Raw genomic sequence first — 24653 nt, forward strand, 5'->3', positions numbered from 1 at the left:
AATCCTCCCTACACCGCACTTCTTGATGTAAATCAATTTGCTTTCCATATACCTCTAAGGTGGTAGATGGATGATTTTTAACGATTTTTGATAAGTTGCGGATTTCATTCATCTTTAGCTGAAAGGTTTCAGTTTTAGATTTTAAATGACGGAAAAGAAAATCGGGCAGCATACTGTTGGTCGGGTAAGCTAAAGCAAATAGCTTTTGGTTATGACCAGAATATAAAAGGGATCATGGAGGCATCGATGACAACGCAATCCTTACCAAATCACTTACTCACCACTATCAATAATGTGCGGCTTGCCGGGCAAGCGGGCTTTTGGCAGATAACTATCGCGGAGGGCAAAATCAGTGCTATTAGCCCGCAGCCGGAACAGCAGACGGTTGGCGCCGGGGTGCTGGATGCGCAAGGTGGGTTGGCATTGCCGCCTTTTATTGAGCCACATATCCATCTGGATACCACCCAAACGGCCGGGCAACCGAGCTGGAATCAGTCAGGTACTCTGTTTGAGGGGATTGAGCGCTGGGCAGAGCGCAAAGCCTTGCTCACGCGCGAGGATGTTAAACAGCGGGCATGGCAGACGTTGAAGTGGCAAATCGCCAATGGTATTCAGCATGTCCGTACCCATGTGGATGTTTCCGATCCTAGTCTGACGGCACTCAGTGCGATGTTAGAGGTAAAAGAAGAAGTCAGCCCATGGGTGGATATGCAGATTGTCGCTTTCCCACAAGAGGGGATTCTCTCTTATCCCGACGGTGCCGCGCTGTTGGAAGAGGCGCTGCGACTGGGAGCTGATGTGGTTGGGGCCATCCCACATTTTGAATTCACTCGCGAATATGGTGTTGAATCTCTGCATATCGCCTTCGCCTTAGCACAGAAATATCAGCGGCTGGTAGATGTGCATTGTGATGAAATTGATGATGAGCAGTCACGTTTTGTTGAAACAGTGGCGGCCTTGGCGCACCGGGAAAATATGGGGGCGCGCGTTACCGCCAGCCACACCACAGCAATGCACTCCTATAATGGGGCTTATGCTTCCCGGCTATTTCGTCTGTTGAAAATGTCCGGTATCAACTTTGTCGCCAATCCATTAGTGAATATTCATTTACAAGGGCGCTTTGATACTTATCCGAAACGGCGTGGTATTACGCGGGTTAAAGAGATGTTGGCGGCAGAAATTAATGTCTGCTTCGGCCATGACGATGTATTCGACCCGTGGTACCCGCTAGGCACTGCCAATATGCTGCAAGTCCTGCATATGGGGCTACATATTTGTCAGTTGATGGGGTATAGCCAAATTAACGACGGGCTGAATCTGATAACCACCCACAGCGCCAGGACAATGCATTTATCTGATTATGGCTTGCAGCCAGGTAATAGCGCTAACCTGATTATTCTGCCCGCAGAAAATGGGTTCGATGCCGTGCGGCGACAGGTGCCAGTGCACTATTCCATTCGTCATGGAATGGTGATTGCCAAAACCCAGCCAGCCGAAAGCCGCATATATCTGGGGCAGGAAGAGGTAGTGAATTTTAAATAGGCGCTGCCCTGCAACCGTGATGGCGGCAGGGCAGTAAAACCGATAAATCAGTCAGTCACATGGCCGTGGCTGCGGTGCTTGGTGAAGAAGCCCAGAATCAGACACATCACAAACACTGCCAGGTACAGGCCGTTTGCTGTTGCCAGCGCGGCATGAACACCACTGTTGGCGACAATCGGGCCAGTCACCACGAAGGTCAGCATGGTACCGACAGTACCGCAGGTCAGGATGAAGTTAACCAGTTTTGGCGAAGAGACTTTGGTTTGCAATGAACCCAGAGTAATCAGTGTGGTGTAAATTGCACTGGAAACAAAACCCAACGCCAGAATGTAGTAGCTCAGGTATTGTGGGTTATCGGTGCTGACAAACAGATACATCGCCAGTGTTGCCAGTGCCGCCAGTACAGTTACGATGCGTTGTAGGTCAAAGAAGCGCAGGATAAAGCTGAACACCCACATCCCAATCATATAAGAGATCCAGAAGTTACTGACCAGTTGGCCAGCCTGACTGATATCCATATTGAAAGTTTTGGTGGCGTATTCCGGTACCCACTGGATAAAACCAAGTTGGCCAAGGATATAGCACAATGCGGCAATCGACAGGAACAGCACGCCAACCCCCCATTTCTCTTTCGCGACCGGTTTGCTTTGATCAGCGGCTTTGTGGCCCAGAACTGGGAACTCAGAGCACAGTGTTAGCACAAAAATACCGACATACAGCAGGCCGATACAAGCGTACACCCAGTACCATTCGATATGGCGTGCCAGCAGCATTGCGGCGGCGACAGGGAAAATCATCCCAGCCATACTGAAGAACGAATCGGTAAACAGCAGGCGTGAACCGCGCTGACGGCCCTCGTACATATGGGTTATCAGGAAGGTACCAATCGACATGGTTATCCCGCTGACCACCCCGAGGATGAACATGCTGATTGAGAAGACCATTAGATTATGGCCAACCATCAATCCGGCGATAGCAATCAACATCAGAATAAAGCCAAACACCAACTGGCGTTTTAATGGAATGATTTCCATTAACCAGGCATTGAGGAAGATGGAGATTAAAATACCCGCGTTAAGGAAAGTAAATGTGTTACTCATACTGGCAATAGGCAGATTGAAATACTCTGCGATATTCCCCATCACCATCCCGGTGACAATAACTAACGCACCAGTAAGGGCGTAAGAGAAGTAACTGATCCAAGTGAGCCGAATGCGATTGCTGTTATTCATAAATAGGCCTGTGCGTCAGTATCAAATAAATAAAGAGTTAAAGACAGATAATTGCTAAAAACGGACATAGGGCTAAAAGGAGGTCAAACCGGTTTTCAGCACTAAGGCGGCGGATCCTAGCACAGGCATAGTGAGTTTTTGTGATTTACATTCAACTTTTAATGTAATGACTGAAAAGCAATTGCGAATAATAGTGAACCGTCACAGATTACGATGCGGCCTCAAATGATAAAGATTCTTAATTCTATTAAAGTGTGGGTCGTGTTAAGGTTGCTTCAGGTATGATTTGCCCCGCTTGTAGATCAGTAAAAACTCATATACCGGTCGCCCTTCAAGATACAGGGGTGTTGGCAGCCCTTGCTCACCCCAGTCACTTAGTTATCTAAGCTGCAGGGGATTTGCTCGGTTGCCGTCTACCTGCATCTCAAAGTAACTTGGGTATAAAACTATTAATAAAACAGATAATTAATCCGCCTTACTTTCTTTTTTTCATCGATATAAAGGAATTTATCGTGATGAGAAGCGTGAACACCGATGTAACACCAACGGCGATAGGCTGCCGTTGAGCCAAATTCTTTATCAAAGAAGGCGCTTTTCTGCCTGGTTGGGGATAGCGGCGATCCTGATGTTATTTATCGCTCCGGTGGTTTCAGTTTCACTGGCGCTTTCGTATGAGCAAAAAACCATCTCAACGATGAGTGTGAGTGCTGCTAAGGCCAATTGTGCTATGGATATGGCGCATCACGCTGACCATCAACAGAGCCTGGCAACGGCCCAACATAGCAATACCGCGCAGGCCGGAGGCGGTCATGATGGCATGATGATGGATCATGCAGCTTGTGGTTATTGTGTATTACTGACTCATTTGCCCCTACTGAATACAGCTTTCAAAGCGGATATTCGCTCTGCACTACTGTTAGCCGAGATCCCTCCGCCGTTATTTATCTATTGGTTAATTATTCAAGATACCTATTCAGAGAGCCAACCACGCGCACCACCTGCCTTTTATTCCTGATAATCCGATAAAAAATAAAAACCATTTTTCTGGTGTGGATAAATACTCACCGGAGTAATTTGTATTGCCCAAGGAATAATTATGTCTGGCAAGAGTAAAACCTATAAAAAAACATTATTAGCATGCGCAGTAACCGCTGCTTTTTCGGTATTTGCCTTAAATACCGTTGCCGCTACGCATGATCATCTGATGACTCATGATCCGGTGGCGAATAACACCATCAACGATAGCAGTGATAAAAAACTCAATGATGCTGATGTCATAACTGTTAGCGCGCCTCTTCATTCGCCGCTGGTTATCGTGACCTCGCCTAAAGCGCCGCGCCAACCTGTTCCCGCCAGTGATGGGGCTGACTATCTGAAAACTATCCCCGGTTTCTCGCAAATCCGTAATGGGGGTACCAATGGGGATGTGGTGTTCCGTGGCATGTTTGGTTCACGGATAAAAATTCTGACAGATGGTGGGGAAACACTGGGGGCCTGCCCATCAAGGATGGACGCGCCCACATCCTATATTTCACCAGAGAGTTTTGACCTGCTGACCGTAGTGAAGGGACCACAATCGGTGTTGTGGGGGGCTGGTGCTTCCGCCGGTACTATTTTGTTTGAGCGGCAACCCCCTCACTTTGACCAGGCGGGCATCAAAGGGAATGCCAGTCTATTGGTGGGCTCTAATGGTCGCTGGGATAAAAATCTCGATACCAGTTTAGGTAACGAGCAAGGCTATTTGCGCATGATGGGTAATCAGTCTCAGGCTGGTGATTACAAAGATGGCAATGGGGCGCGGGTGCCCTCGAAATGGGATAAATGGAATGCCGATATCGCCGTGGGCTGGACACCAGACAGTGATACGTTGCTCGAGCTAACGGCGGGTAAAGGTGACGGTGAAGCAAGGTATGCCGGGCGCGGTATGGACGGTTCCCAGTTCTTGCGCGAGAGTCTGGGCGCACGCTTTGAAAAAACAAATATCGGTGACGTGTTGGACAAAATTGAAGCCAAAATCTACTACAACTATGCCAATCATATTATGGATAACAATACATTACGCACGCCACCGATGATGGCGATGTCCAGTAATGTGGACCGGCGCACGGTGGGGGGCCGGGTCATGGGCACTTGGTTGTGGCGGGATCTGAAATTGGAGGCGGGTACTGATTTGCAAACCAATACGCACCGTAAAAATAAACAAGGCCATTGGGATAAAGATGCTCGCTTTACCAGCAACGGCTTGTTTAGCGAACTGACCTGGAGTGCCAGCGATCAGGATAAACTGATTACCGGTGCCCGCATTGACCATCATGAAGTCACCAATTATGCCCGTGCTTTTCAACCGACACGCTCTGCAACGCTCCCCGCCGGTTTCATGCGTTTTGAGCATAATCTGGCTGACTTACCCGTGATGTGGTACGCCGGTTTGGGCCATACGCAGCGTTTTCCTGATTATTGGGAGCTATTTTCGCCGACGTTCGGGCCTGTTGGCTCCAGCAGTGCTTTTGAGGGGGTGAAGAGTGAAAAGACCACTCAACTTGATATTGGCGCGCAATACAATGGTAAGCAGCTCAACAGTTGGGTCTCTGCTTATCTTGGTCGGGTCAATGATTTCATTTTGTTCAAGTATGACCCGAACAATCTGCGCATCAGTCAGGCAGATAATATCAACGCAACTATTATGGGGGGTGAGATGGGGGCCGGCTATGCCTTTAACGACAATTGGAAAGCTGACGCCAGCCTGGCTTATGCCTGGGGGGAAAATACCAGTAATCATCGTCCGTTGCCGCAAATCCCTCCCCTTGAAGCACGGTTAGGATTGACGTTTGAAGCAGGGGATTGGAGCAGCACGGCATTATGGCGGTTAGTCAGCAGCCAGCACCGGGTCGCGATTAACGAAGGGAATGTGGTAGGTAAAGACTTTGCTGATAGTGCGGGCTTCGGTGTGCTGTCTGCCAATGTGGCTTACAAGGTTACAAAACAAGTCAAAGTCAGCACTGGTATCGATAATTTACTGAATAAAGCGTACAGCGAGCACCTCAATCTGGCCGGTAATAGTGGATTTGGGTACTCGGCCAATACGTCGTTGAATGAGCCGGGTCGAACTCTTTGGGCAAAGTTGAATGTGACGTTTTAATAGAGCGACCCTTGGTACGTGAAGCAATAGGGGTGTTAGGCACGCAGTCGCATCACTTATTCATGTGAGTGTGATGCGGGTGATGAGCCTCTGATAAGGTTTATTCTGTGCCAGCAACGCCAATAACATTCGCTATCTTCATGAACGAAAAGAGAGATAAGCAGGAAAGAGCGATAACTTGCCACCGGGGCTGACTAGCGGAGTTGTTTCGGTGGCATAACAGAATCGCGCATAATAATTGTTGGCGGGAAACTGGCACTGGGGAGCTGCGGATTAATCAACAACTGGGTGGCGAATTGCGCCATTCCAACAATCGGGAAATGCAGACTGGTTAATGCCGGACTAACAAAAGGAGCGCGTTCGCCACTGTCATAGCAAATCAATGAAATGTCCTGTGGCACCTGCAAATGGTGTTTATTAATAGCCAACAGCGCGCCGATTGCCATTTCTTCGTTACAGCAATAGATAGCGGTTGGTAGGCGAGGCCGCTTTAAGATCTCGTCCGCGCGTTGATAGCCACTTTCCAGATCGTAAACGCCTTCCACACAGGCGGTAGGTTCTAAACCTGCGAGTTGCATGGCATCCAAAAAACCCTGACGGCGTAACACACTGGAATAGCGCTGAGAAGAGCCACTGATACAGGCAATATGACGGTGGCCTGCATCGATAAGTACCTGAGTCGCCATCTGACTCGCATGCCGGTGATCAAAGGTCACACAGCGGGATTCAAGACCGGGAACCATCCTGTCTAATAACACAAATGACCGGCCTGCCGCTGCAAGTTGTTGCAGTTTCTCGTCACTGAGAAAACGTACATGGAGGATTAAACCATCGCAGCGTAAGTTATACAGGCGCTGAATTGCCTGCCACTCTTTATCAGCATTATCCCGCCCTTGGGTGACCAATAACTGCTTACCCTGTGATTCTGTTTCGGTTTGTACGAAGTCCATCAACGCGCCAAAAAAGCCACCGCGATATGAGGTTGTCACCAACCCCAAGGTATTACTTTGGCTGGAAGCCAGTGCACGTGCGGCAGGGTTTGGGGTGTAACCCAATACCGCGACCGCTTGTTCAACCTTTTCGCGGGTCAGGGTTTTGACATTGGTATCACCGTTGACCACGCGGGAAACCGTAGCGCGGGAAACCCCGGCTAATACCGCGACGTCTTCCAGTGTAACCATTTCATGCTCCTGTTTAGGCTAAAAGTAACCCTTGGCTATTGAGGCCGCAGGGGGTTAGCGGCGTTCGTGACTCACTCCAGACCGCAGCAATCAGCATTCAAATCTGCCGATTGGTCACCCGAATCGCTTGATTGCGCAAGTTCATCGGGATTTGTGCGGGTTATCTGGCTATAACGCCTATAGCGTTGGGTATAAAGTCAGAACCCGCAACAATAGTTAATTTACCATCACAGTTCTGTGAACTGAGGCAAGTAAGGTTTATTTACCTGTAGAACTTCCTCCAATAGTGGCTGAGCAATGCTGGCGTTAGCAATCAGTGGGTTAGTCACTAACGCTAACAAGGCACTACGACGGTCACCGTGAACCGCAGCTTCAATAGTCAGGCGCTCGTAGGCTTTTACTTGCTGGGTCAACCCATGCATAGCAACAGGTAATGGGCCGAAGGTGAGTGGGTGTGCACCTTGTGCATCAACAATACAGTTAGTTTCTACTACTGAGCCGTCAGATAAGCCGCGAATTGCACCCCGGTTTGTTGTATTGACAACAAGTTGCGTACCTAAATTATTATGAATGGCACGAATAAGTTCCAGTGCAACTTCAGAATAAAATGATCCGCCACGGAAGCTGAGTTGCTCTGGTTTACTGTCCAAATGCGGATCAGCGTACAGCTCGAACAGCTCTTTTTCTACCTGCATAACTTGTTCCGCACGGGTGCCACGCTCGGCTGCTGCGGCCATCTCTTCTGCCAACATATCCTGAGTCTGATAGAAATAGCGATGATACGGACAAGGAATCGCCCCCATTGCCCGCAGGAACTCTGGCGGCCATGGTGCTTCCTTAATGTTGTTCATGGTTAGTGAGGCCCCGTCACACAACATGTCCAGTACCTCGGCGGTAACATCTTTGCCACGTTGTAACACCTCATGCACCCACACCATATGATTTAGCCCGGCAAAGCGCAGTTGGATATCTTCATAAGGTGCGTGGAGCAAGTTGGCAATCATATGGTGCATGCTGATTGGGACATTACACAAGCCGATGATTTTCGCTTTGCTATAACGTGTCACTGCTTCAGTAACGATACCGGCTGGATTGGTGAAGTTAATGATCCAGGCATCCGGCGCTAACCGCTCAACTCTGGCGGCAATATCAAGCATCACCGGAATGGTACGCAGAGCTTTGGCAAACCCACCAACCCCGGTAGTTTCCTGCCCAAGCAGGTTATATTTCAGCCCTAAACGTTCATCCGCGGCGCGTGCAGGGAGTTGGCCGACACGGAACTGTGTCAGGACAAAACTGGCTCCGGCAATCGCGTCATCCAGTGAGAAGTGAATGCTGACTTTTACATGCTCTAGCCCATGCCGGTCCAGCATTCTTCGGGTTAATGCAGCAATGATTTCCACTTTTTGACGGCCCAATTCGACATCAGCCAGTGCCAGTTCAGTGACCGGTAACTGGTCAATACGCTGAATCAGCCCATCAACCAACTCCGGGGTATAGCTACTACCGCCACCGATAATGGCAATTTTAAAGGTTTTCATCATTTGGCTTCCATATAGATTAATTAGAAATGAGAGCGCTCTCATTTGAAAGTAGACTAGCGATTAACCAAAAACAAAATGAGATGTTTCTCTCAAAAATGGCAGATAAGATAAAGGAAAATAAACAAGACGTGATCCCTATGGCAGAATTCCACTGTTGCCTGGGAGTGCGGGAATGGTTTAATTTGGCTAATTAATCATCATGGTGCGGTTTAACTGCTGAAGAGGCAGCTTTTCAGCCTAAATGCGCATTCTGTTACGTAAAATTCCGTAAATGGGTGGCATTGCGCGGGTCAGCTCTCTAGAATCAAAGCGCTTTTCCGTTGTTCGCATCCTACAGAAAGGAACCGTTAATGTTTAAACGTACTTTAGTGACCTTCATTGCACTTTGTTCCCTTAGCGCCGTGGCCCCCGCAGCGTTTGCTGCCGGTGAGCCTCATGTGTTGTTAACGACGTCAGTTGGGAATATTGAGTTGGAACTCAATAGCCAGAAGGCCCCGGTTTCAACACAAAACTTCGTTGATTATGTTAACAACGGCTACTACAACAACACTATTTTTCACCGTGTTATCCCTGGTTTTATGGTTCAAGGTGGTGGTTTTACTGCTGACTTCAAACAGAAAACTGCTAAAACACCAATCAAAAATGAAGCGGATAACGGCCTGCGCAACCTGCGTGGCACCATCTCTATGGCCCGTACTGCTGATAAAGACAGTGCTACCAGCCAGTTTTTCCTGAATGTGGCAGACAATGCCTTCCTTGACCACGGCCAACGTGACTTCGGTTATGCGGTGTTCGGTAAAGTGGTTAAAGGGATGGATGTGGTAGAGAAGATCTCCCAGGTTCAGACCGAAAATGTCGGCCCGTATCAGAATGTGCCGGTTAAACCTATCACTATCCTGTCAGCGAAAGTTTTACCTTAATCGCTGGTTACCAGCCTTCACGTTAAACCTCGAAGGCTGGTTTACAACCAAGCTGTCTTTTGCTTGCTGCCCACCTGCAACGCACGTTCTTTGGGTAACAGTCGCATTGCTGTCATAAATTAATCCGTTTGCCCGAATCGGGTGCTTATAATCAATTATCTGTCTCTAACGTAAACGTGATGGAGTGAAGGTTTATGAGTGAAACATTGCTTATCGCGAAGGTGCCGCCGGCACAGGATTTAGTGATTTTATCGGCTCTGGCTAACCGTCATGGCTTGATTACTGGCGCGACCGGCACGGGTAAAACAGTCACCCTGCAAAAAATGGCTGAGCAATTTTCCCGTATTGGTGTGCCGGTATTTCTCGCCGATGTGAAAGGGGATTTATCTGGCATTGGGGCGGAAGGGGTTGATTCGGAAAAACTCCAAACCCGACTGGCAGCGATAGGTGTTACGGATTGGCAGCCACAAGCTTGCCCGATTGTGCCGTGGGATATCTTCGCTGAAAAGGGTCATCCGATCCGTGCCACTATTTCCGATCTTGGCCCGCTGCTGCTAGGGCGTCTGCTTGATCTGAATGACGTGCAAAGTGGTGTGTTGCAACTGGTATTCAAAATTGCCGATGACAACAACCTGCTGCTGCTTGATATGAAAGACTTGCGGGCTATCGTGCAATATGTTGGTGACAACGCGAAACAGTTCCGTACGCAATACGGCAACATCACGCCGGCCTCAATTGGTGCTATCCAGCGTGGTTTACTGGCTTTGGAAGAGCAAGGTGCCAATCAATTCTTTGGCGAGCCGATGCTGGATATTCACGATTTAATGCAAATCGACAGCCATGGGCAGGGAGTTATCAATCTGTTAGCGGCTGATCGGTTAATTAATCAGCCCAAACTGTATGCGATTTTTCTGTTGTGGTTGCTGGCTGAACTTTTCGAGCAACTTCCTGAAGTGGGTGATGTTGATAAACCTAAGCTGGTGTTTTTCTTTGATGAAGCCCATCTGTTGTTCAGTGATGCGCCAACGGCGCTGGTGGATAAAGTTGAACAGGTGGTCCGGCTGATTCGCTCGAAAGGGGTCGGCATCTATTTTGTGACGCAAAATCCATTAGATATTCCCGATAAAATCCTCGGTCAACTGGGCAACCGGGTACAGCATGCTCTGCGTGCCTTTACCCCACGGGATCAAAAAGCAGTTAAAGCTGCAGCTCAGACTATGCGCGCGAATCCGGCATTCAGTGCCGAACAGGTGATTACCGAATTGGGGGTTGGCGAGGCTCTCATCTCTTTCCTTGATGAGAAAGGGCGGCCTAATGTGGTCGAGCGGGGTATGGTTATCGCGCCACAATCAAAAATGGGCGCATTGGATGCGGCAGCGCGTAATCACGCCATCAATCATTCCCCACTATATGGTCGTTATGAAGAGGGGGTGGATCGCGAGTCTGCTTATGAGAAATTATCTGCGGGTGGATTCTCTACCATGGGGGATGCAGCGGCCGGAGGGGGGGCGGCTTCTCAGCCGTCAACCGATCAGCAGGGTAGTGCGGGCGGTGGTTTGATGGATGGGCTGAATGATTTACTGTTTGGTTCTACCGGCCCGCGCGGTGGCAAACGTGATGGTATCGTCCAGACGGCAGCTAAGAGCATGGCGCGGGACTTGGGGCGACAGATTTTGCGTGGTGTCTTGGGGTCAATTACCGGTGGGCGTAAGCGTTAACCTGATTTTTTGGATATGAAATGCTGCTATTGATCGATAATTACGATTCGTTTACTTACAACCTCTACCAGTATTTTTGTGAGTTGGGTGCTGAGGTGGTGGTTAAACGTAATGATGAGGTACAACTTGCTGATATTGAAAAGTTATCACCCTCACATTTGGTGATTTCGCCTGGCCCTTGCACGCCCAATGAGGCCGGAATTTCTTTAGCGGCCATCAACCATTTTGCCGGAAAGTTACCGATACTGGGTGTTTGCTTGGGGCATCAGGCACTAGGGCAGGCTTTTGGCGCACGTGTAGTGCGAGCGCGGCAAGTGATGCACGGTAAAACCACGGCTATTTGCCATAATGGTCAGGGGGGTTTTCGGGGGCTTAACCAACCGCTGACCGTGACCCGTTATCACTCTTTGGTGATTGCGACCGACTCATTGCCAGACTGTTTTGAACTGACCGCCTGGACGGAACATGAGGGAGTGATGGATGAGATTATGGGTATCCGTCATCGCACCTTGTCATTGGAGGGGGTGCAGTTCCATCCTGAGAGTATCCTCAGCGAGCAAGGTCATCAATTATTAGATAATTTCCTTAAAAATTAGCTGGTTGAGTTGTATTTATTATTTAATTGTTTTTTTTGTTTGCCTGATTGTGATTTTTTATGCATATTTTGTGATTATATTTTCATATACCAATAATTGGTAACTCAATGGATTATACCCAAAGTAATTGGAGTTGCAGATAGGCAGCCCGCAAACGAATCCCGCTGAGCTTACACAGTCAAGTGATTCAGGTGACAAATCTGTCGGGAACAGATTTGAACGCTGCTTGCAGCGGCCTCGAAGAGGTGAGGCCCAGGGATGGGCCGAATAATGCGTGCAGCTAACAACCCTGTAGCTTCAAGTGCGAAGGGGATATCAGGGTGGACAGTATAATGGCGGATAAGTTAGCAGTAACTCGCAGTACATTCGATCAGGTTATTTTGCCTGTTTATGCACCAGCACAGTTCATTCCGGTAAAAGGGAAGGGCAGCCGAGTGTGGGATCAACAAGGCAAGGAATATATTGATTTTGCTGGTGGAATTGCGGTTACTGCTCTGGGGCATTGCCACCCGGCGCTGGTAGCGGCATTGCATCAGCAAGGTGAGACGTTATGGCATACCAGTAACGTTTTCACTAATGAGCCTGCACTGCGTTTGGCGCAAAAACTGATTGATGCCACCTTTGCGGATCGCGTGTTTTTTGCCAACTCGGGTGGCGAGGCAAATGAAGCGGCCTTTAAGCTGGCTCGTCATTATGCCATTGAACGTCATAGCCCCTATAAGACTAAAATCATTGCTTTCCATAATGCTTTCCATGGCCGCACCTTATTTACTGTATCGGTGGGTGGTCAGCCCAAGTATTCCGATGGTTTTGGCCCGAAACCTGCCGATATCATCCATGTGCCGTTTAATGATCTGGCTGCGGTGAAAGCCGTTATGGATGACCATACTTGTGCGGTGGTGCTCGAACCCATTCAGGGAGAAGGGGGGATCACCTCTGCGACGCCTGAATTTCTACAAGGGGTGCGGGCTTTATGTGATCAACATGATGCGCTGCTGGTATTTGACGAAGTACAAAGCGGTATGGGGCGTAGCGGCAAGCTGTTTACCTATATGCATTATGGTGTGACGCCAGATATTCTGACCACGGCGAAAGCCTTAGGTGGTGGTTTCCCTATCAGTGCGATGCTAACCACGGAAGAAATTGCGTCGGTAATGGCGGTGGGAACTCACGGCACCACCTGTGGGGGCAATCCTCTGGCCTGTGCCGTCGCTGAGGCTGCTCTGGATGTGATTAATACCCCTGAGGTACTTAATGGTATTGAACAGCGCCACAGCCTGTTTGTGCAGGCGCTGCAAGAGATCAATAACAAGTATCACCTGTTTGACGATATCCGTGGCATGGGGTTATTGATTGGTGCCGAGTTAACGCCGCAATACCATGGCCGTGCGCGCGAGTTGCTGATGGCTGCGGCGGCTAATGGCTTGATGGTCCTCAATGCCGGGCCAAATGTGTTGCGGTTAGCCCCTTCATTAGTGGTGGAGCTGGATGATATCAAACAAGGAATGGCGCGGTTAGAGCAAGCCATCGCCAGTCTGGTCCAGGGTTAACTCAATTATGGAGAGGTATTTTGCCTCTCCATTGCTATACATGCTCCCGTAATCTCTGACTGCGCCAAATACCGTGATGGGGTTGTTGTTGCCAAGCCATGGCAGACACCGTATGCATCACGCTTAAGTGTGACAAAACCCGGCGTAAATTACGTTCCAACTCAGAAATTTGTGTGTCCGGTGTGACATCCGGCATCTGCACGAAATCGTTATTCCCCTCGCTGTTGTCTGACTCCAGCCGTTGCTGGCATTGCTGAATGGCTATCTCACAGAGTTGTAAATAATCTGCCGCCAGTTCGACGCTGAGCTGAATGTGATATTTACCTGGTACTGAACTCCCCAAGGGATAAGCCCGCGTCAGGATAGTCATCTCATTGATATGCCCAACAATCAACTCACTGTGAGTGGCCCATAATCGCATATCTGCCAAATATTTTGAGTTGAACCCCGGCTCTTGCATCGCCTGATTTAAGGAGCTTAACACGGTGTTACTGGCCTTATTTACTTCAATGCGTTTATAGGCCAGTTGGTTGATATCAGGCTCAGGCGTCAGCAGCAAGCGCAAAATCTTCTGATATGCCTCTAGCGCCTGATGGGCATTCTTACGCAGTAAACCGCTCTGCCACTGAGGCCACAGCCATAGGGCGCTGGCAAAGGCCAATGCGCAGCCAATTAAGGTATCTAGCAATCGCGGAACCAAGAAGTCAGCGCCTTCTCCGGTCAATAATTGCAAGATATAGACTGCGGTTATGGTTCTGCCAACAACAGATAGCCCGTAGTTTTTACGTTGAACCAGATAAGCGGCAAGGGTAATGAGCAGCATAATGCCAAGGGTGGCACCCTCTGGCATTGGCAGATGCAATAGACCAGCTGCCAATATCAGCCCAATCAAGGTGCCGAGTGCACGGTGATGGATTCGTACCTTGGTGGCGTTATAACCGTTCTGCGTTACCAGCATCACAGTAAGCAAAATCCAATAAGGTTTGGGTAGATGAATTAAGTTACCGATATAGCTACCTGCTGCCAGTGTTACGCCCAGACGAGCCGCTTCCCGCAGTGCACCTGATTTGAACGACAGATAGCTGATCAACGCCGGCCAGAAAGGTTGTGGTTGTTGGCTGGACATCAGGTCACGGTCATACAGTGGTCGCCGGTCACTCAATAGCTGGGTCACGTGGCTGATATGGTAGTAGTAGAATTGTGCGACCGGGTTGTCTGGGTGTGCCTGTGCGATGCTTGCCAGTTCTGTCAGACCATCATCGGCAGTGAAATGCTCATCAGCATGGTGGTGATAGAGAATGTCGTTGGCGATGCTGCGCATTTGAGCTGAGATTTTCTGGCAATTACGGCGTATCACGCTCTCAATCTGTGTCTGCTCCATTAACTCTTGTGCTTTTTCTGGCTGAATCAGGGCCGCAGTAATGTGCTCTTGCAAATCGAGAGCCATTTGGAACAATCCCAACAACCGTTTTTGTTCTTTCTTCGTGGTGTTATGAATCAGATTAAATTGCTGATAAAGCTGATTAATCTTGTCCATAATCGCCTGTTGTCTGTCCAGCAGCGGCGGTATCGATTTTTCCGGCTCAAGGTGCTGAGCAAACAGGCTGTATTTGGTGTCACAATAATCGGCTAGTAAGCGATAAAGCTGACTCAAAGGTTCGCGAATCGGTTGATCCTTGCAGAGTCGGAACCATAACCCGTTAAACACCCCATACCACAGTGTCCCTACGGCACACAGCAACGGGGCTTGCCAGATCGGAGCGCGGCCCACCATGCTGAGGCTGAAAATAGCAGCAATCAGTGCCGCGGGTAACAAATGGCCATTCAATTGGCTAATCGCCCCACTCACTCCTAGAACTAATGCCAGGCTGAGCATGACAGCAGGCAACGGAATACCCCATAGCAGCAGTTGCTGGGTTAGGAAGCTACTCACAGTAAACAGCGCGCCGCCGACCAGCAGACGCCGGAAAAAATGTTGGTGTGGTGTATCCAGTGAGGCAATGTTGCAACAGGCGGGTATCAGAGAAAACATCAAGCCCAGCCGAAGTTCGCCGAGAGCGAACCCTAATGCTGCAGGCAGGCAGAGCACTAATGTTTGGCGTAGTGCGTAATTAACTTCAGGATGATAAATAAGCCGTTGCCATTTCATAAAGGCCCCAGAAATTTATTGATCACAAAAGATTAAAAAACTGATGCCGACAGTATCGGCACCAGTTTAGGGGGAATTAACGGGTGCCGTAGACGACAATCGTTTTACCGTGTGCGGAGATCAGGTTTTGATCTTCCAGCATTTTTAGTATCCGCCCCACGGTTTCGCGGGAGCAGCCAACTATCTGACCAATTTCCTGGCGGGTAATTTTAATCTGCATCCCATCTGGGTGGGTCATGGCATCAGGTTGTTTTGCCAGATTAAGCAGCGTTTGTGCAATACGCCCAGTCACATCAAGGAAAGCAAGGTTGCCCACTTTCTCAGATGTAATCTGTAAGCGACTCGCCATCTGTGAAGATAGGCGCATTAAAATATCTGGATTGACCTGAATCAGCTGACGGAATTTTTTGTAAGAAATTTCAGCCACTTCACAGGCGGTTTTTGCTCTAACCCAGGCGCTACGTTCTTGGCCTTCTTCAAATAATCCAAGTTCGCCGATGAAATCTCCCTGATTAAGATAGGAGAGAATCATCTCTTTACCTTCCTCATCTTTGATAAGCACCGCAACGGAGCCTTTCACGATGTAGTAAAGCGTTTCGGCCTTTTCACCTTGGTGAATCAGCGTACTCTTCGATGGATATTTGTGGATATGGCAATGAGACAGGAACCATTCGAGAGTCGGGTCTGTTTGTGGCTTGCCGAGAACCATTCGCTGTTATCCTCTGTTGTTATCGCTGCCTAACATAACAGGGCTCAGAGTTCCCTGTACGGCGTGCTTATAAAATACACTTTCTCGTAGCATATTAATTTGCTCAACTGCCGAAAGGTATAGCCAAGATACGTACCGGGTAGAAACCCTCCACTGAGTATTGAGAAGCTACCCTATTTAATTCTAGAAACAACACTTTCGGTTCTGTTTGTAGCACAGGATGAAGCCAGTGTCTTGTGTTGTATCGCTTCAGCATGATGAACATCGGGTTACATTGCCAGTTTGTAAATGAAAGGGTAGTCTGGATCAGAAAATTTAACCGGGAGCAAGAGTTATGCAGGCACGTGTAAAGTGGGTTGAGGGGCTGACATTTTTGGGTGAATCGGCATCAGGTCATCAGGTGTTGATGGACGGTAATGCTGGAGACAAAGCACCGAGTCCGATGGAAATGTTATTAATGTCAGCAGGCGGTTGTAGCGCGATTGATGTGGTCTCTATTTTACAAAAAGGCCGCAATGATGTGCGTGATTGCGAAGTGACATTAACCTCGCAGCGTCGCGAAGAGGCACCGCGTCTATTTACGCAAATCAACCTGCATTTTATTGTCAGCGGCAAAGGTCTGACCGACAAAATTGTGGAACGAGCCGTTGAGCTGTCAGCAGAAAAGTATTGCTCCGTCTCACTGATGTTGGGTAAAGCGGCGACGATTACCCACAGTTTTGAGATCCGTGACATCGCCTAAGCAAACCCTTCGTACTTGAAGCTGCAGGGTTGTTAGCTGCGTTCGCTCACCCGAATCACTTACTTATGTAAGCTCATCGGGATGAGTTCGTTTGCTGCCTACCTGCAGCTCCAATTACTTTGGGTTGGGATAGAGTCAAATTATTTTTTTCTCTCCAGCCATTGCTATACTGCGGCTTCAAGAATGAAGGAGATTAACCGATTTTCTCCCCTTCCAGCAACTGCTGCACTAGCGGCGCCATAATCAGCTCCATTGCCAGCCCCATTTTTCCGCCGGGTACCACCAATGTATTGATATTAGAGATAAATGATCCTTGCAACATCGCCAGTAAGTAAGGGAAATCAATTTGATCCAAACCCCGGAAATGAATAACCACAAAGCTTTCATCCAGTGACGGAATCGCTTTGGCAGCAAACGGATTTGATGTGTCAACGGTTGGCACGCGCTGGAAGTTGATATGAGTGCGTGAGAACTGCGGCGTAATGTAGTTGATATAATCATCCATGGAGCGCACTACGGAATCCATCACCGCTTCACGCGAATGGCCGCGTTCGCCGGTATCGCGTACTAATTTCTGAATCCACTCCAGATTGACGATAGGTACCACGCCCACCAACAGATCGACGTGTTTCGCCACATCATGATGTTCAGTCACCACGCCGCCATGCAGCCCTTCATAAAACAGCACGTCGGTGGGTTGTGGTAATGCTTCCCACGAGGTAAACGTGCCGGGAATTTGGTTGTATGGCACCGCTTCATCATAGGTATGTAAATACTTACGTGAACAGCCAGTGCCGTGTTCACCGTATTCCGACACACTTTGCTCCAACTGGCCAAAGTCATTGGCTTCGGGGCCAAAATAGCTGATATGTCGGCCTTGATCTCGTGCTTTACGGATGGCGGCATCCATCTCAGGGCGGGTATAGCGATGGAAACTGTCACCTTCAATTTGCGCTGCGCGAATATTCAATTGCTGAAAGATCTTACGGAACGCCAGGCTAGTGGTGGTTGTCCCTGCGCCACTTGAGCCGGTAACGGCTATAACCGGATGTTTAGTCGACATATTAGCTGTAACTCCATGGGGGTTAGATCTTCAGTGACTGGGCTGCAATCGCCTGTTTTTTTATCGTTGATGATTATTTTTAGGGCAAAGTGGCGGGCTTGTCACCCTGTTTCAGCCAATGTCTTCGTAACAGCGAGAGGACTATTGCTGCTCTTCTGCTCCGGCGCGAAATGCGCTGCGCGGCATAATATTGATGGTTTCATGTAATTCGGACCACACCAATATGGCTTCACCGCTGATCAACTGGCGGCGCACATCCTCGACTTTTTGCGCTAATGAGCGCTCATGCTCGCCGTAATCGGTACCTTCACGTAACACAAAGGCTTCAAGTAAGTTATCCAGCGTTTCACCGTCAACTTGCTGCCAGGGAACTATCATTGCTGTTGCTCCAGATAAGGGGAAAGCCAGGCCGGAATACGTTGTTCCAGCCACATTTGTGGGTGTTTCAATGAGCCACTGACGAAACCAACGTGACCGCCATGTTCGGTTAACTGATAGTCAATATTGGCCGGTAACTCGCTGAGATCCGGGATAACTTCAGCCGTCATAAACGGATCATCTTTGGCATGAATGATCAGCAGCGGAGTCGTAATCTGCGGCAATAGCGGCAGGGCGCTGCAACGGCGATAATAATCAACGGCATCATTAAAACCATGAATTTTAGCAGTAATGACATCATCAAAATCTCTGATTCGCCGCAACCCTTTCAATTGAGCCAGATCCAAAGGCAGACTTCCGGGGTAATGCAAAAGCTTACGCGTGGCATTTAACTTTAGTTGGCCCAGTAAATAATGCTGATAGACTCGGGAGAAACCTTGCTCCATACGATTAGCACAGGGTTCAAGCATCAGTGGTGCTGACACCACCACTGCGGCCTGCAACAGGCTATCTTGGCCTTGCTCTGCCAAATACATCGCCAGCATATTGCCACCCAAAGAGACCCCGACGGCGGCGGTTGGCACCTGGCCATAGCGCTCTCGAAGCCAGCGGAGAAAGAAGCGAGCATCTTCTGTTTCACCGGAGTGATAAATGCGTGACTTACGATTTGGCTCTCCACTGCATCCACGAAAATGCATCACCACACCGAGCCAGCCTTTGGCTTGCCATGCACTTAATAACCCATGGGCATAAGGGCTGTAAAAATTACCTTCCAAACCGTGGAAGAGTACGACTCTGGGTTTATCTCTCGCCAGCTCGGGATTTTCACTCCAGGCCAGATCGACAAAATCGCCATCAGGCAGTTCCAGCCGTTGCCAGAATGGTTGCAATGTCACATGGCGTCTGACCAGCCGTGGCAGCAGTGTTTGCAGATGTGGATTACTGGCTCCGGCCAGTGGGCGAAATAATTCATGCATATAGTGAATGGAAATCATGTTGTTGCTCTTGTGTGATCAATAACACACTGTTAGCTTCATGGGTATATCGCGCATCATTTTGGGTGAGAGGCACCCGTCTCATGGAACTGAGTTTATTTCTTTCAATGGTAGGCTTTCTTTGGGTTGCAGCTATTACCCCCGGTCCAAACAATATGTTATTGACCTCTGCGGGGGCTAACTTCGGCTTTATGCGTTCTATCTGGCTGATGTTAGGTATTATGTTAGGCATGCAGAGCATGTTGCTGTTGGTGGCTTTTGGTGTCGGCGGCCTGATTCTTATCTACCCCTCCCTCCATCTGGTTCTGAAAATTTTGGGTAGCCTATATCTGCTATGGCTGGCATGGAAAATTGCCACTTCTGCCTATGAGAAATTGGAAACCAATGTCGTACCGCCAAAACCGTTGCGTCTGTATCAAGGCTGGTTATTGCAGTTCCTTAATCCCAAAGCCTGGTTGATGGGACTCGGGTCAGTCGCCAGCTTCAGTATGACCGGGGCCGCCTATAATCATTCTATCGTAATGATAAGCCTTGGTATGTTTATGGTGAACCTGGTGGCCGGTATCATTTGGCTGGGTTTTGGTACTTTGATTGGGCGCTTGTTACGCAGCCGCCGTGCCTGGTTTAGCTTTAATATCTCGATGGGCTTGCTGACGGCAGCTTGTGTGTTATTGATTTGGCATTAATCAGTGGAGCTAATAGATGGCCTATAACTATTTTCATGTTGATGCTTTTGTTGGCGCAGGGTTATCTGGCAACCCGGCAGGGGTGTATCTGCTGAAGAAACCGTTGTCGGCCGCAGAGATGCAAAGTATCGCGGCCGAGATTAATTTACCGGAAACCAGTTTTGTCTGGGATGAAGGGGATAAATCGGCGATCCGCTGGTTTACGCCGGAACGTGAAGTCGACTTATGTGGACACGGCACATTGGCGGCGGCGCATGTGATGTTCAGCATCATTAATCCTGGCTTGCATGATATCTGTTTTCGCAGTGCCAGCGGTGACTTGTACGTCAAGCGCGATGGCGATAACTTCGGCCGACTGTCGCTGGATTTCCCTTCATTACCGCCCGACCAAATTGCTGTCGCGGCAGAGTTGAGTGCATTGCTTGGCAGCAACATTCAGCAGGTATGGCAGGCAAAATCTCTGTTGGTGGTGCTGGAAAACGAGCAGCAGGTACAGCAGTTACAACCCGATATTGTTGCGCTGATTGCCTATACCGGTCGTGGGGTGATTGTGACCGCGCCGGGTGATGAAGTGGATTTTGTTTCGCGTTACTTTACCCTTGGCAGCAATGAAGATCCGGTTACCGGCTCAGCCCATTGTACCTTAATGCCCTATTGGGTCGCGCGACTGGGAAGGTCATCACTGCACGCCCGGCAGATATCAGCACGCGGTGGCGAATTATTCTGCACCTTAGTCGGTGATCGTACTTTAATTGCCGGTGATGCCCGCATTTTTATGAAAGGCCAAATAGATCTTTAAGTTAACTGCATAGACAATTCCTTCAGATTTTTCTTATCACTAAAAGGAATAAAGAATATTCTTTTATTCCTTTTGTCGTATTACTCCTTCGGGTAACACTGTCATCTCAGAGCGCCCGGTGCGCTCAGGGTCGCAGCGATAGCGAATGACACAGTTAACCCAGCGGAGTGAACCATGGCGATAACCTTATCTTCTGCAAGTCTTACCGCCGCAATACGCGGCTTTTTACGGCCAGGTGGTGCACTGTTAGCTCTGTCGCTAGTTGCTGCCAGTGCACATGCTGTCGATGTGACAGTGGCTTATCAAACTTCCGCAGAACCGGCAAAAGTCGCGCAAGCGGATAACAGCTTTGCCAAGTTGTCCGGTGCCAATGTGGATTGGCGCAAGTTTGACAGCGGCTCTAGCGTTGTGCGGGCATTGGCCTCGGGTGATGTGCAAATTGGTAATATCGGCTCCAGCCCATTAGCCGTTGCTGCCAGCCAAAAGGTGCCAATTGAGGTCTTCCTACTGGCGTCACAACTGGGGAGTTCAGAGGCGCTGGTGGTGAAGAAAGACATTAAAACCCCACAAGATTTAATTGGTAAACGTATTGCCGTGCCGTTTATCTCCACGACACATTACAGTCTGCTGGCAGCCCTGAAACATTGGGGAATTAAGCCGGATCAGGTCACAATCCTCAACTTGCAGCCACCTGCTATCGCCGCCGCTTGGCAGCGGGGTGACATTGATGGCGCTTATGTTTGGGCTCCTGCCGTTAACGAATTAGCCAAAACCGGTACCGTCCTGACTGATTCTGCCCAAGTAGGTCAATGGGGCGCGCCAACCCTGGATGTCTGGGTGGTGCGCAAAGACTTCGCCAAAGCCCATCCTGAGGTGGTTACCGCCTTCGCCCGCAGTGCATTGGCCGCCCAAGGTGCTTATCTGGCCCAACCAGAACAATGGCTGAAAAATCAGCAGTATCTGGGGCAGCTTTCGCGCTTAAGTGGTGTCCCTACCGATCAAGTGCCGGAGCTGGTGAAGGGCAATACTTATTTGCCTGTCGCTGAGCAGATAACGCAACTGGGTCAACCAGTGGATCAGGCCATCCGCGATACTGCCGCGTTCCTGAAAGAGCAAGGCAAAATCCCGCAAATTGCCAGTGATTATAGTGATTTCGTCACTGACCGCTTTGTGAAAGCAGTGCAGGCCACACCGCAGTCCTAGGAGTCATCATGCTAAACGTGCGCGGCCTGTGGGCCGAATATCAGGGCAAACCTGCCTTACAGGATGTGTCACTACAAATCGCATCTGGAGAGTTGCTCGTGGTATTGGGGCCATCAGGTTGCGGTAAAACCACGTTATTGAATCTAATTGCCGGATTTATGGAGCCTTCAGCTGGCAGCATCACTCTGGATGATATACCGGTTCACGGCCCGAGTGCCGAACGGGGAGTGGTGTTCCAGCATGAGGGCTTACTGCCGTGGCGGGATGTGGTCAGCAATGTGGAGTTTGGCCTGCAACTGGCAGGATTAAGCAAACAACAGCGGCGCGAAACTGCCCTGAAAATGCTTCATCGGGTAGGGTTAGCTGGTTTTGAACATCACCTTATCTGGCAACTCTCTGGTGGGATGCGCCAACGAGTAGGGATTGCCCGTGCACTGGCGGTTGACCCGCGCTTGTTGCTGTTGGATGAGCCGTTTGGCGCGCTGGATGCTTTTACCCGCGAGCAGATGCAAGAGCTGTTGCTGACTATTTGGCGTGATATCGGTAAACAAATTTTGCTGATCACCCACGATATCGAAGAGGCGGTGTTTCTGGCCAGCGAGCTGTTATTGCTGTCTCCAGGGCCGGGGCAGGTGGTCGAACGACTGTCGCTGAATTTTGGTCGGCGTTATGCCGCTGGTGAGCCATGCCGATCCATTAAGTCTGATCCTGAATTTATCGCCCGCCGCGAATATGTGTTGGGTAAAGTCTTCCAGCAACGGGAGGTATTGATATGAGCCTGCACAGCACGTTACGTAATCAAGCCGTCACGCTGCCGGTTCACCGCCTACCGGCTAACGATGAACCCCCGCTGATTGCCAAGAAAGCGGTTCGCCGTTTACCTGCGGGTAATGGCCTGTGGCTTAGCATCACTACTCTGATTGTGGTGGTCGCGTTGTGGTGGGCGGTGACGGCGTTACAGCTTATCAGCCCACTCTTTTTACCCGCGCCGCAGCAGGTATTACATCAGTTATTGGTGATTGCCAGCCCGCAGGGGTTTATGGATGCCACGCTATGGCAACATCTGGCTGCCAGTTTGGGGCGAATTCTCATCGCATTACTCGCTGCGGTCGCACTTGGTGTTCCAACGGGCATTGCGATGGGGCTAAGCAGCACCGTACGGGGTGTGTTGGACCCACTGATTGAGATTTATCGCCCCGTTCCCCCCTTAGCCTATTTACCCCTTATGGTTATCTGGTTCGGCATTGGTGAAACCTCAAAGATCCTGCTGATTTATCTGGCGATATTTGCGCCGGTGACGTTAGCCGCTGTGGCTGGCGTGCGTAGCGTGGCACAGGTGCGGGTTAGAGCTGCTCGTGCATTGGGGGCCAGTCGCTGGCAGGTTTTATGGTTTGTGGTGCTCCCCAGCGCCTTGCCAGAAATCTTAACCGGTATCCGCATAGGGTTGGGTGTGGGGTGGTCAACGTTGGTGGCTGCGGAGCTTATTGCCGCTACGCGCGGATTGGGGTTTATGGTGCAATCAGCCGGTGAATTTCTCGCAACCGATGTCGTCATCGCCGGCATCAGTGTGATTGCTATTATCGCTTTTGGTATGGAGCTAAGTTTGCGGGCGATCCAACGTCGGCTAACACCTTGGTATGGAGCACAGCAATGAATGAACGCTTGGTAGTCACGCCGTTAGGGCCGCATATTGGTGCTTTGGTTGAGAATATTAATATTGCCCGCCCGTTGGGTGATAGTCAGTTTGAACAGCTTTATCACGCGTTACTCAAACATCAGGTACTGTTTTTCCGCAATCAGCCCATCACGCCATTACAGCAACGTGAACTGGCCGGGCGTTTTGGTGATTTACATATTCATCCGGTTTATCCGCACACCAAAGAGTGTGAGGAGATTATCGTGCTGGATACCCATGATAATAATCCGCCGGACAACGATAACTGGCACACCGACGTGACGTTTATTGCCAATCCGCCATTAGGTGCGATTCTAGCGGCAAAGCAGCTACCGCCAACCGGTGGTGATACCTTGTGGAGCAGTGGGATTGCGGCTTATGACGCACTTTCTGCTCCGTTTAAACAGCTTTTGGCCGGTTTACAGGCCGAGCATGACTTCGCGCACTCCTTCCCCGAGCACAAACATCGTGCGACCCCGGAAGAGCATCAACGATGGCTACTGGCTAAAGAGAATAATCCGCCGATATTGCATCCGGTGGTACGTACCCATCCGGTGAGTGGGCGTCAGGCATTGTTCGTCAATGAAGGATTCACCACCCGAATCGTTGAGTTGAGTGATAAAGAGAGCGATGCTTTACTGCGTTTCCTGTTTGCGCACACCACCAAACCCGAGTTTCAAGTACGCTGGCGCTGGCAGCAGGATGATGTGGCGATGTGGGATAACCGTGTCACCCAGCACTATGCCAATGCCGATTATCTGCCACAGCGGCGGGTGATGCATCGGGCGACTATTCTGGGGGATAGGCCGGTGTACCGGCCTGGTTAACGGGC

The 24653-nt window shown here is 49.7% G+C and carries 22 protein-coding genes; 14 read left to right on the top strand and 8 right to left on the bottom strand.

The genetic code is table 11. From position 1 onward, the window contains the following. Window positions 1-246 precede the first annotated feature (246 nt). Entirely contained in the window at window positions 247-1542 is a 1296-nt protein-coding gene (locus ACWJJO_RS01065; RefSeq protein WP_193784747.1) for a cytosine deaminase, read from the top strand. A gap of 47 nt (window positions 1543-1589) precedes the next feature. Here ACWJJO_RS01065 and tsgA read toward each other — a convergent pair whose 3' ends face one another. Further along, window positions 1590-2774 carry an MFS transporter TsgA gene (gene tsgA, locus ACWJJO_RS01070; protein ID WP_050087416.1) on the bottom strand — a complete coding sequence of 395 codons (1185 nt, stop codon included), beginning with the start codon at window positions 2772-2774 and terminating at the stop codon, window positions 1590-1592. A 625-nt stretch (window positions 2775-3399) separates the two neighbouring features. Between tsgA and ACWJJO_RS01075 the strand changes: the two genes are divergently transcribed. Continuing rightward, on the top strand, window positions 3400-3789 hold the full coding sequence (locus tag ACWJJO_RS01075) for a DUF2946 domain-containing protein (protein WP_481090537.1): 390 nt from the start codon (window positions 3400-3402) through the stop codon (window positions 3787-3789). Window positions 3790-3978: 189 nt separating this feature from the next. After that, window positions 3979-5913, top strand: a complete 1935-nt coding sequence (locus ACWJJO_RS01080) for a TonB-dependent copper receptor (protein WP_481091549.1) — start codon at window positions 3979-3981, stop codon at window positions 5911-5913. 194 nt (window positions 5914-6107) lie between these two features. Here ACWJJO_RS01080 and ACWJJO_RS01085 read toward each other — a convergent pair whose 3' ends face one another. Beyond that, a complete protein-coding gene (locus ACWJJO_RS01085) occupies window positions 6108-7094 on the bottom strand; it encodes a LacI family DNA-binding transcriptional regulator (RefSeq protein WP_083161198.1) in 987 nt (328 codons plus the stop codon). 227 nt (window positions 7095-7321) lie between these two features. Then, the gene (locus tag ACWJJO_RS01090) at window positions 7322-8635 is read right to left on the bottom strand and encodes a 6-phospho-beta-glucosidase (RefSeq protein ID WP_083163947.1); all 1314 of its coding nucleotides are present in this window, start codon (window positions 8633-8635) and stop codon (window positions 7322-7324) included. A gap of 353 nt (window positions 8636-8988) precedes the next feature. On the opposite strand from ACWJJO_RS01090, the gene ppiA reads away from it, so the two are divergent. The 4 genes from ppiA to argD all read left to right on the top strand — a co-directional run bounded on the left by ppiA (window position 8989) and on the right by argD (window position 13422). Then, complete coding sequence (gene ppiA / locus ACWJJO_RS01095) at window positions 8989-9558, top strand: peptidylprolyl isomerase A (RefSeq protein ID WP_083161196.1); 570 nt, start codon at window positions 8989-8991, stop codon at window positions 9556-9558. A gap of 194 nt (window positions 9559-9752) precedes the next feature. Next, window positions 9753-11276, top strand: a complete 1524-nt coding sequence (locus tag ACWJJO_RS01100) for a helicase HerA-like domain-containing protein (protein WP_420074194.1) — start codon at window positions 9753-9755, stop codon at window positions 11274-11276. A 20-nt stretch (window positions 11277-11296) separates the two neighbouring features. Then, complete coding sequence (locus ACWJJO_RS01105; RefSeq protein WP_481090538.1) at window positions 11297-11872, top strand: aminodeoxychorismate synthase component II; 576 nt, start codon at window positions 11297-11299, stop codon at window positions 11870-11872. A gap of 332 nt (window positions 11873-12204) precedes the next feature. Next, window positions 12205-13422 (top strand): bifunctional acetylornithine/succinyldiaminopimelate transaminase, encoded by a 1218-nt coding sequence (argD, locus tag ACWJJO_RS01110; RefSeq protein WP_481091550.1) that lies wholly within the window; start codon window positions 12205-12207, stop codon window positions 13420-13422. A 34-nt stretch (window positions 13423-13456) separates the two neighbouring features. Here argD and ACWJJO_RS01115 read toward each other — a convergent pair whose 3' ends face one another. Further along, on the bottom strand, window positions 13457-15571 hold the full coding sequence (locus ACWJJO_RS01115; protein WP_420072811.1) for a YccS/YhfK family putative transporter: 2115 nt from the start codon (window positions 15569-15571) through the stop codon (window positions 13457-13459). Between the two features lie 76 nt (window positions 15572-15647). Next, a complete protein-coding gene (gene crp, locus ACWJJO_RS01120; protein WP_005186183.1) occupies window positions 15648-16280 on the bottom strand; it encodes a cAMP-activated global transcriptional regulator CRP in 633 nt (210 codons plus the stop codon). 334 nt (window positions 16281-16614) lie between these two features. On the opposite strand from crp, the gene ACWJJO_RS01125 reads away from it, so the two are divergent. Beyond that, window positions 16615-17022 carry an OsmC family protein gene (locus tag ACWJJO_RS01125; protein ID WP_004391459.1) on the top strand — a complete coding sequence of 136 codons (408 nt, stop codon included), beginning with the start codon at window positions 16615-16617 and terminating at the stop codon, window positions 17020-17022. A 193-nt stretch (window positions 17023-17215) separates the two neighbouring features. Here ACWJJO_RS01125 and ACWJJO_RS01130 read toward each other — a convergent pair whose 3' ends face one another. The 3 genes from ACWJJO_RS01130 to ACWJJO_RS01140 form a co-directional block, all read right to left on the bottom strand. Beyond that, on the bottom strand, window positions 17216-18085 hold the full coding sequence (locus ACWJJO_RS01130) for a phosphoribulokinase (protein ID WP_481090539.1): 870 nt from the start codon (window positions 18083-18085) through the stop codon (window positions 17216-17218). A 141-nt stretch (window positions 18086-18226) separates the two neighbouring features. Then, window positions 18227-18463 (bottom strand): YheU family protein, encoded by a 237-nt coding sequence (locus ACWJJO_RS01135; RefSeq protein WP_032906589.1) that lies wholly within the window; start codon window positions 18461-18463, stop codon window positions 18227-18229. Next, entirely contained in the window at window positions 18460-19440 is a 981-nt protein-coding gene (locus tag ACWJJO_RS01140; protein WP_420072814.1) for a hydrolase, read from the bottom strand. The genes ACWJJO_RS01135 and ACWJJO_RS01140 overlap by 4 nt, the downstream gene beginning before the upstream one ends. A gap of 101 nt (window positions 19441-19541) precedes the next feature. Between ACWJJO_RS01140 and ACWJJO_RS01145 the strand changes: the two genes are divergently transcribed. The 6 genes from ACWJJO_RS01145 (at window position 19542) to tauD (ending at window position 24648) form a co-directional block, all read left to right on the top strand. Beyond that, window positions 19542-20144 (top strand): LysE family translocator, encoded by a 603-nt coding sequence (locus ACWJJO_RS01145; RefSeq protein WP_083161184.1) that lies wholly within the window; start codon window positions 19542-19544, stop codon window positions 20142-20144. A 16-nt stretch (window positions 20145-20160) separates the two neighbouring features. Continuing rightward, on the top strand, window positions 20161-20943 hold the full coding sequence (locus tag ACWJJO_RS01150; protein WP_481090540.1) for a PhzF family phenazine biosynthesis protein: 783 nt from the start codon (window positions 20161-20163) through the stop codon (window positions 20941-20943). 174 nt (window positions 20944-21117) lie between these two features. Next, on the top strand, window positions 21118-22146 hold the full coding sequence (tauA, locus tag ACWJJO_RS01155) for a taurine ABC transporter substrate-binding protein (protein WP_102970493.1): 1029 nt from the start codon (window positions 21118-21120) through the stop codon (window positions 22144-22146). A gap of 8 nt (window positions 22147-22154) precedes the next feature. Next, entirely contained in the window at window positions 22155-22922 is a 768-nt protein-coding gene (tauB, locus tag ACWJJO_RS01160; RefSeq protein ID WP_481090541.1) for a taurine ABC transporter ATP-binding subunit, read from the top strand. Then, window positions 22919-23800 (top strand): taurine ABC transporter permease TauC, encoded by an 882-nt coding sequence (gene tauC / locus ACWJJO_RS01165; RefSeq protein ID WP_102970492.1) that lies wholly within the window; start codon window positions 22919-22921, stop codon window positions 23798-23800. Before tauB ends, tauC begins: the two co-directional genes overlap by 4 nt. Further along, window positions 23797-24648 carry a taurine dioxygenase gene (gene tauD / locus ACWJJO_RS01170; RefSeq protein WP_083161179.1) on the top strand — a complete coding sequence of 284 codons (852 nt, stop codon included), beginning with the start codon at window positions 23797-23799 and terminating at the stop codon, window positions 24646-24648. Before tauC ends, tauD begins: the two co-directional genes overlap by 4 nt. Window positions 24649-24653 lie beyond the last annotated feature (5 nt).

This window comes from Yersinia antarctica (assembly GCF_056636475.1).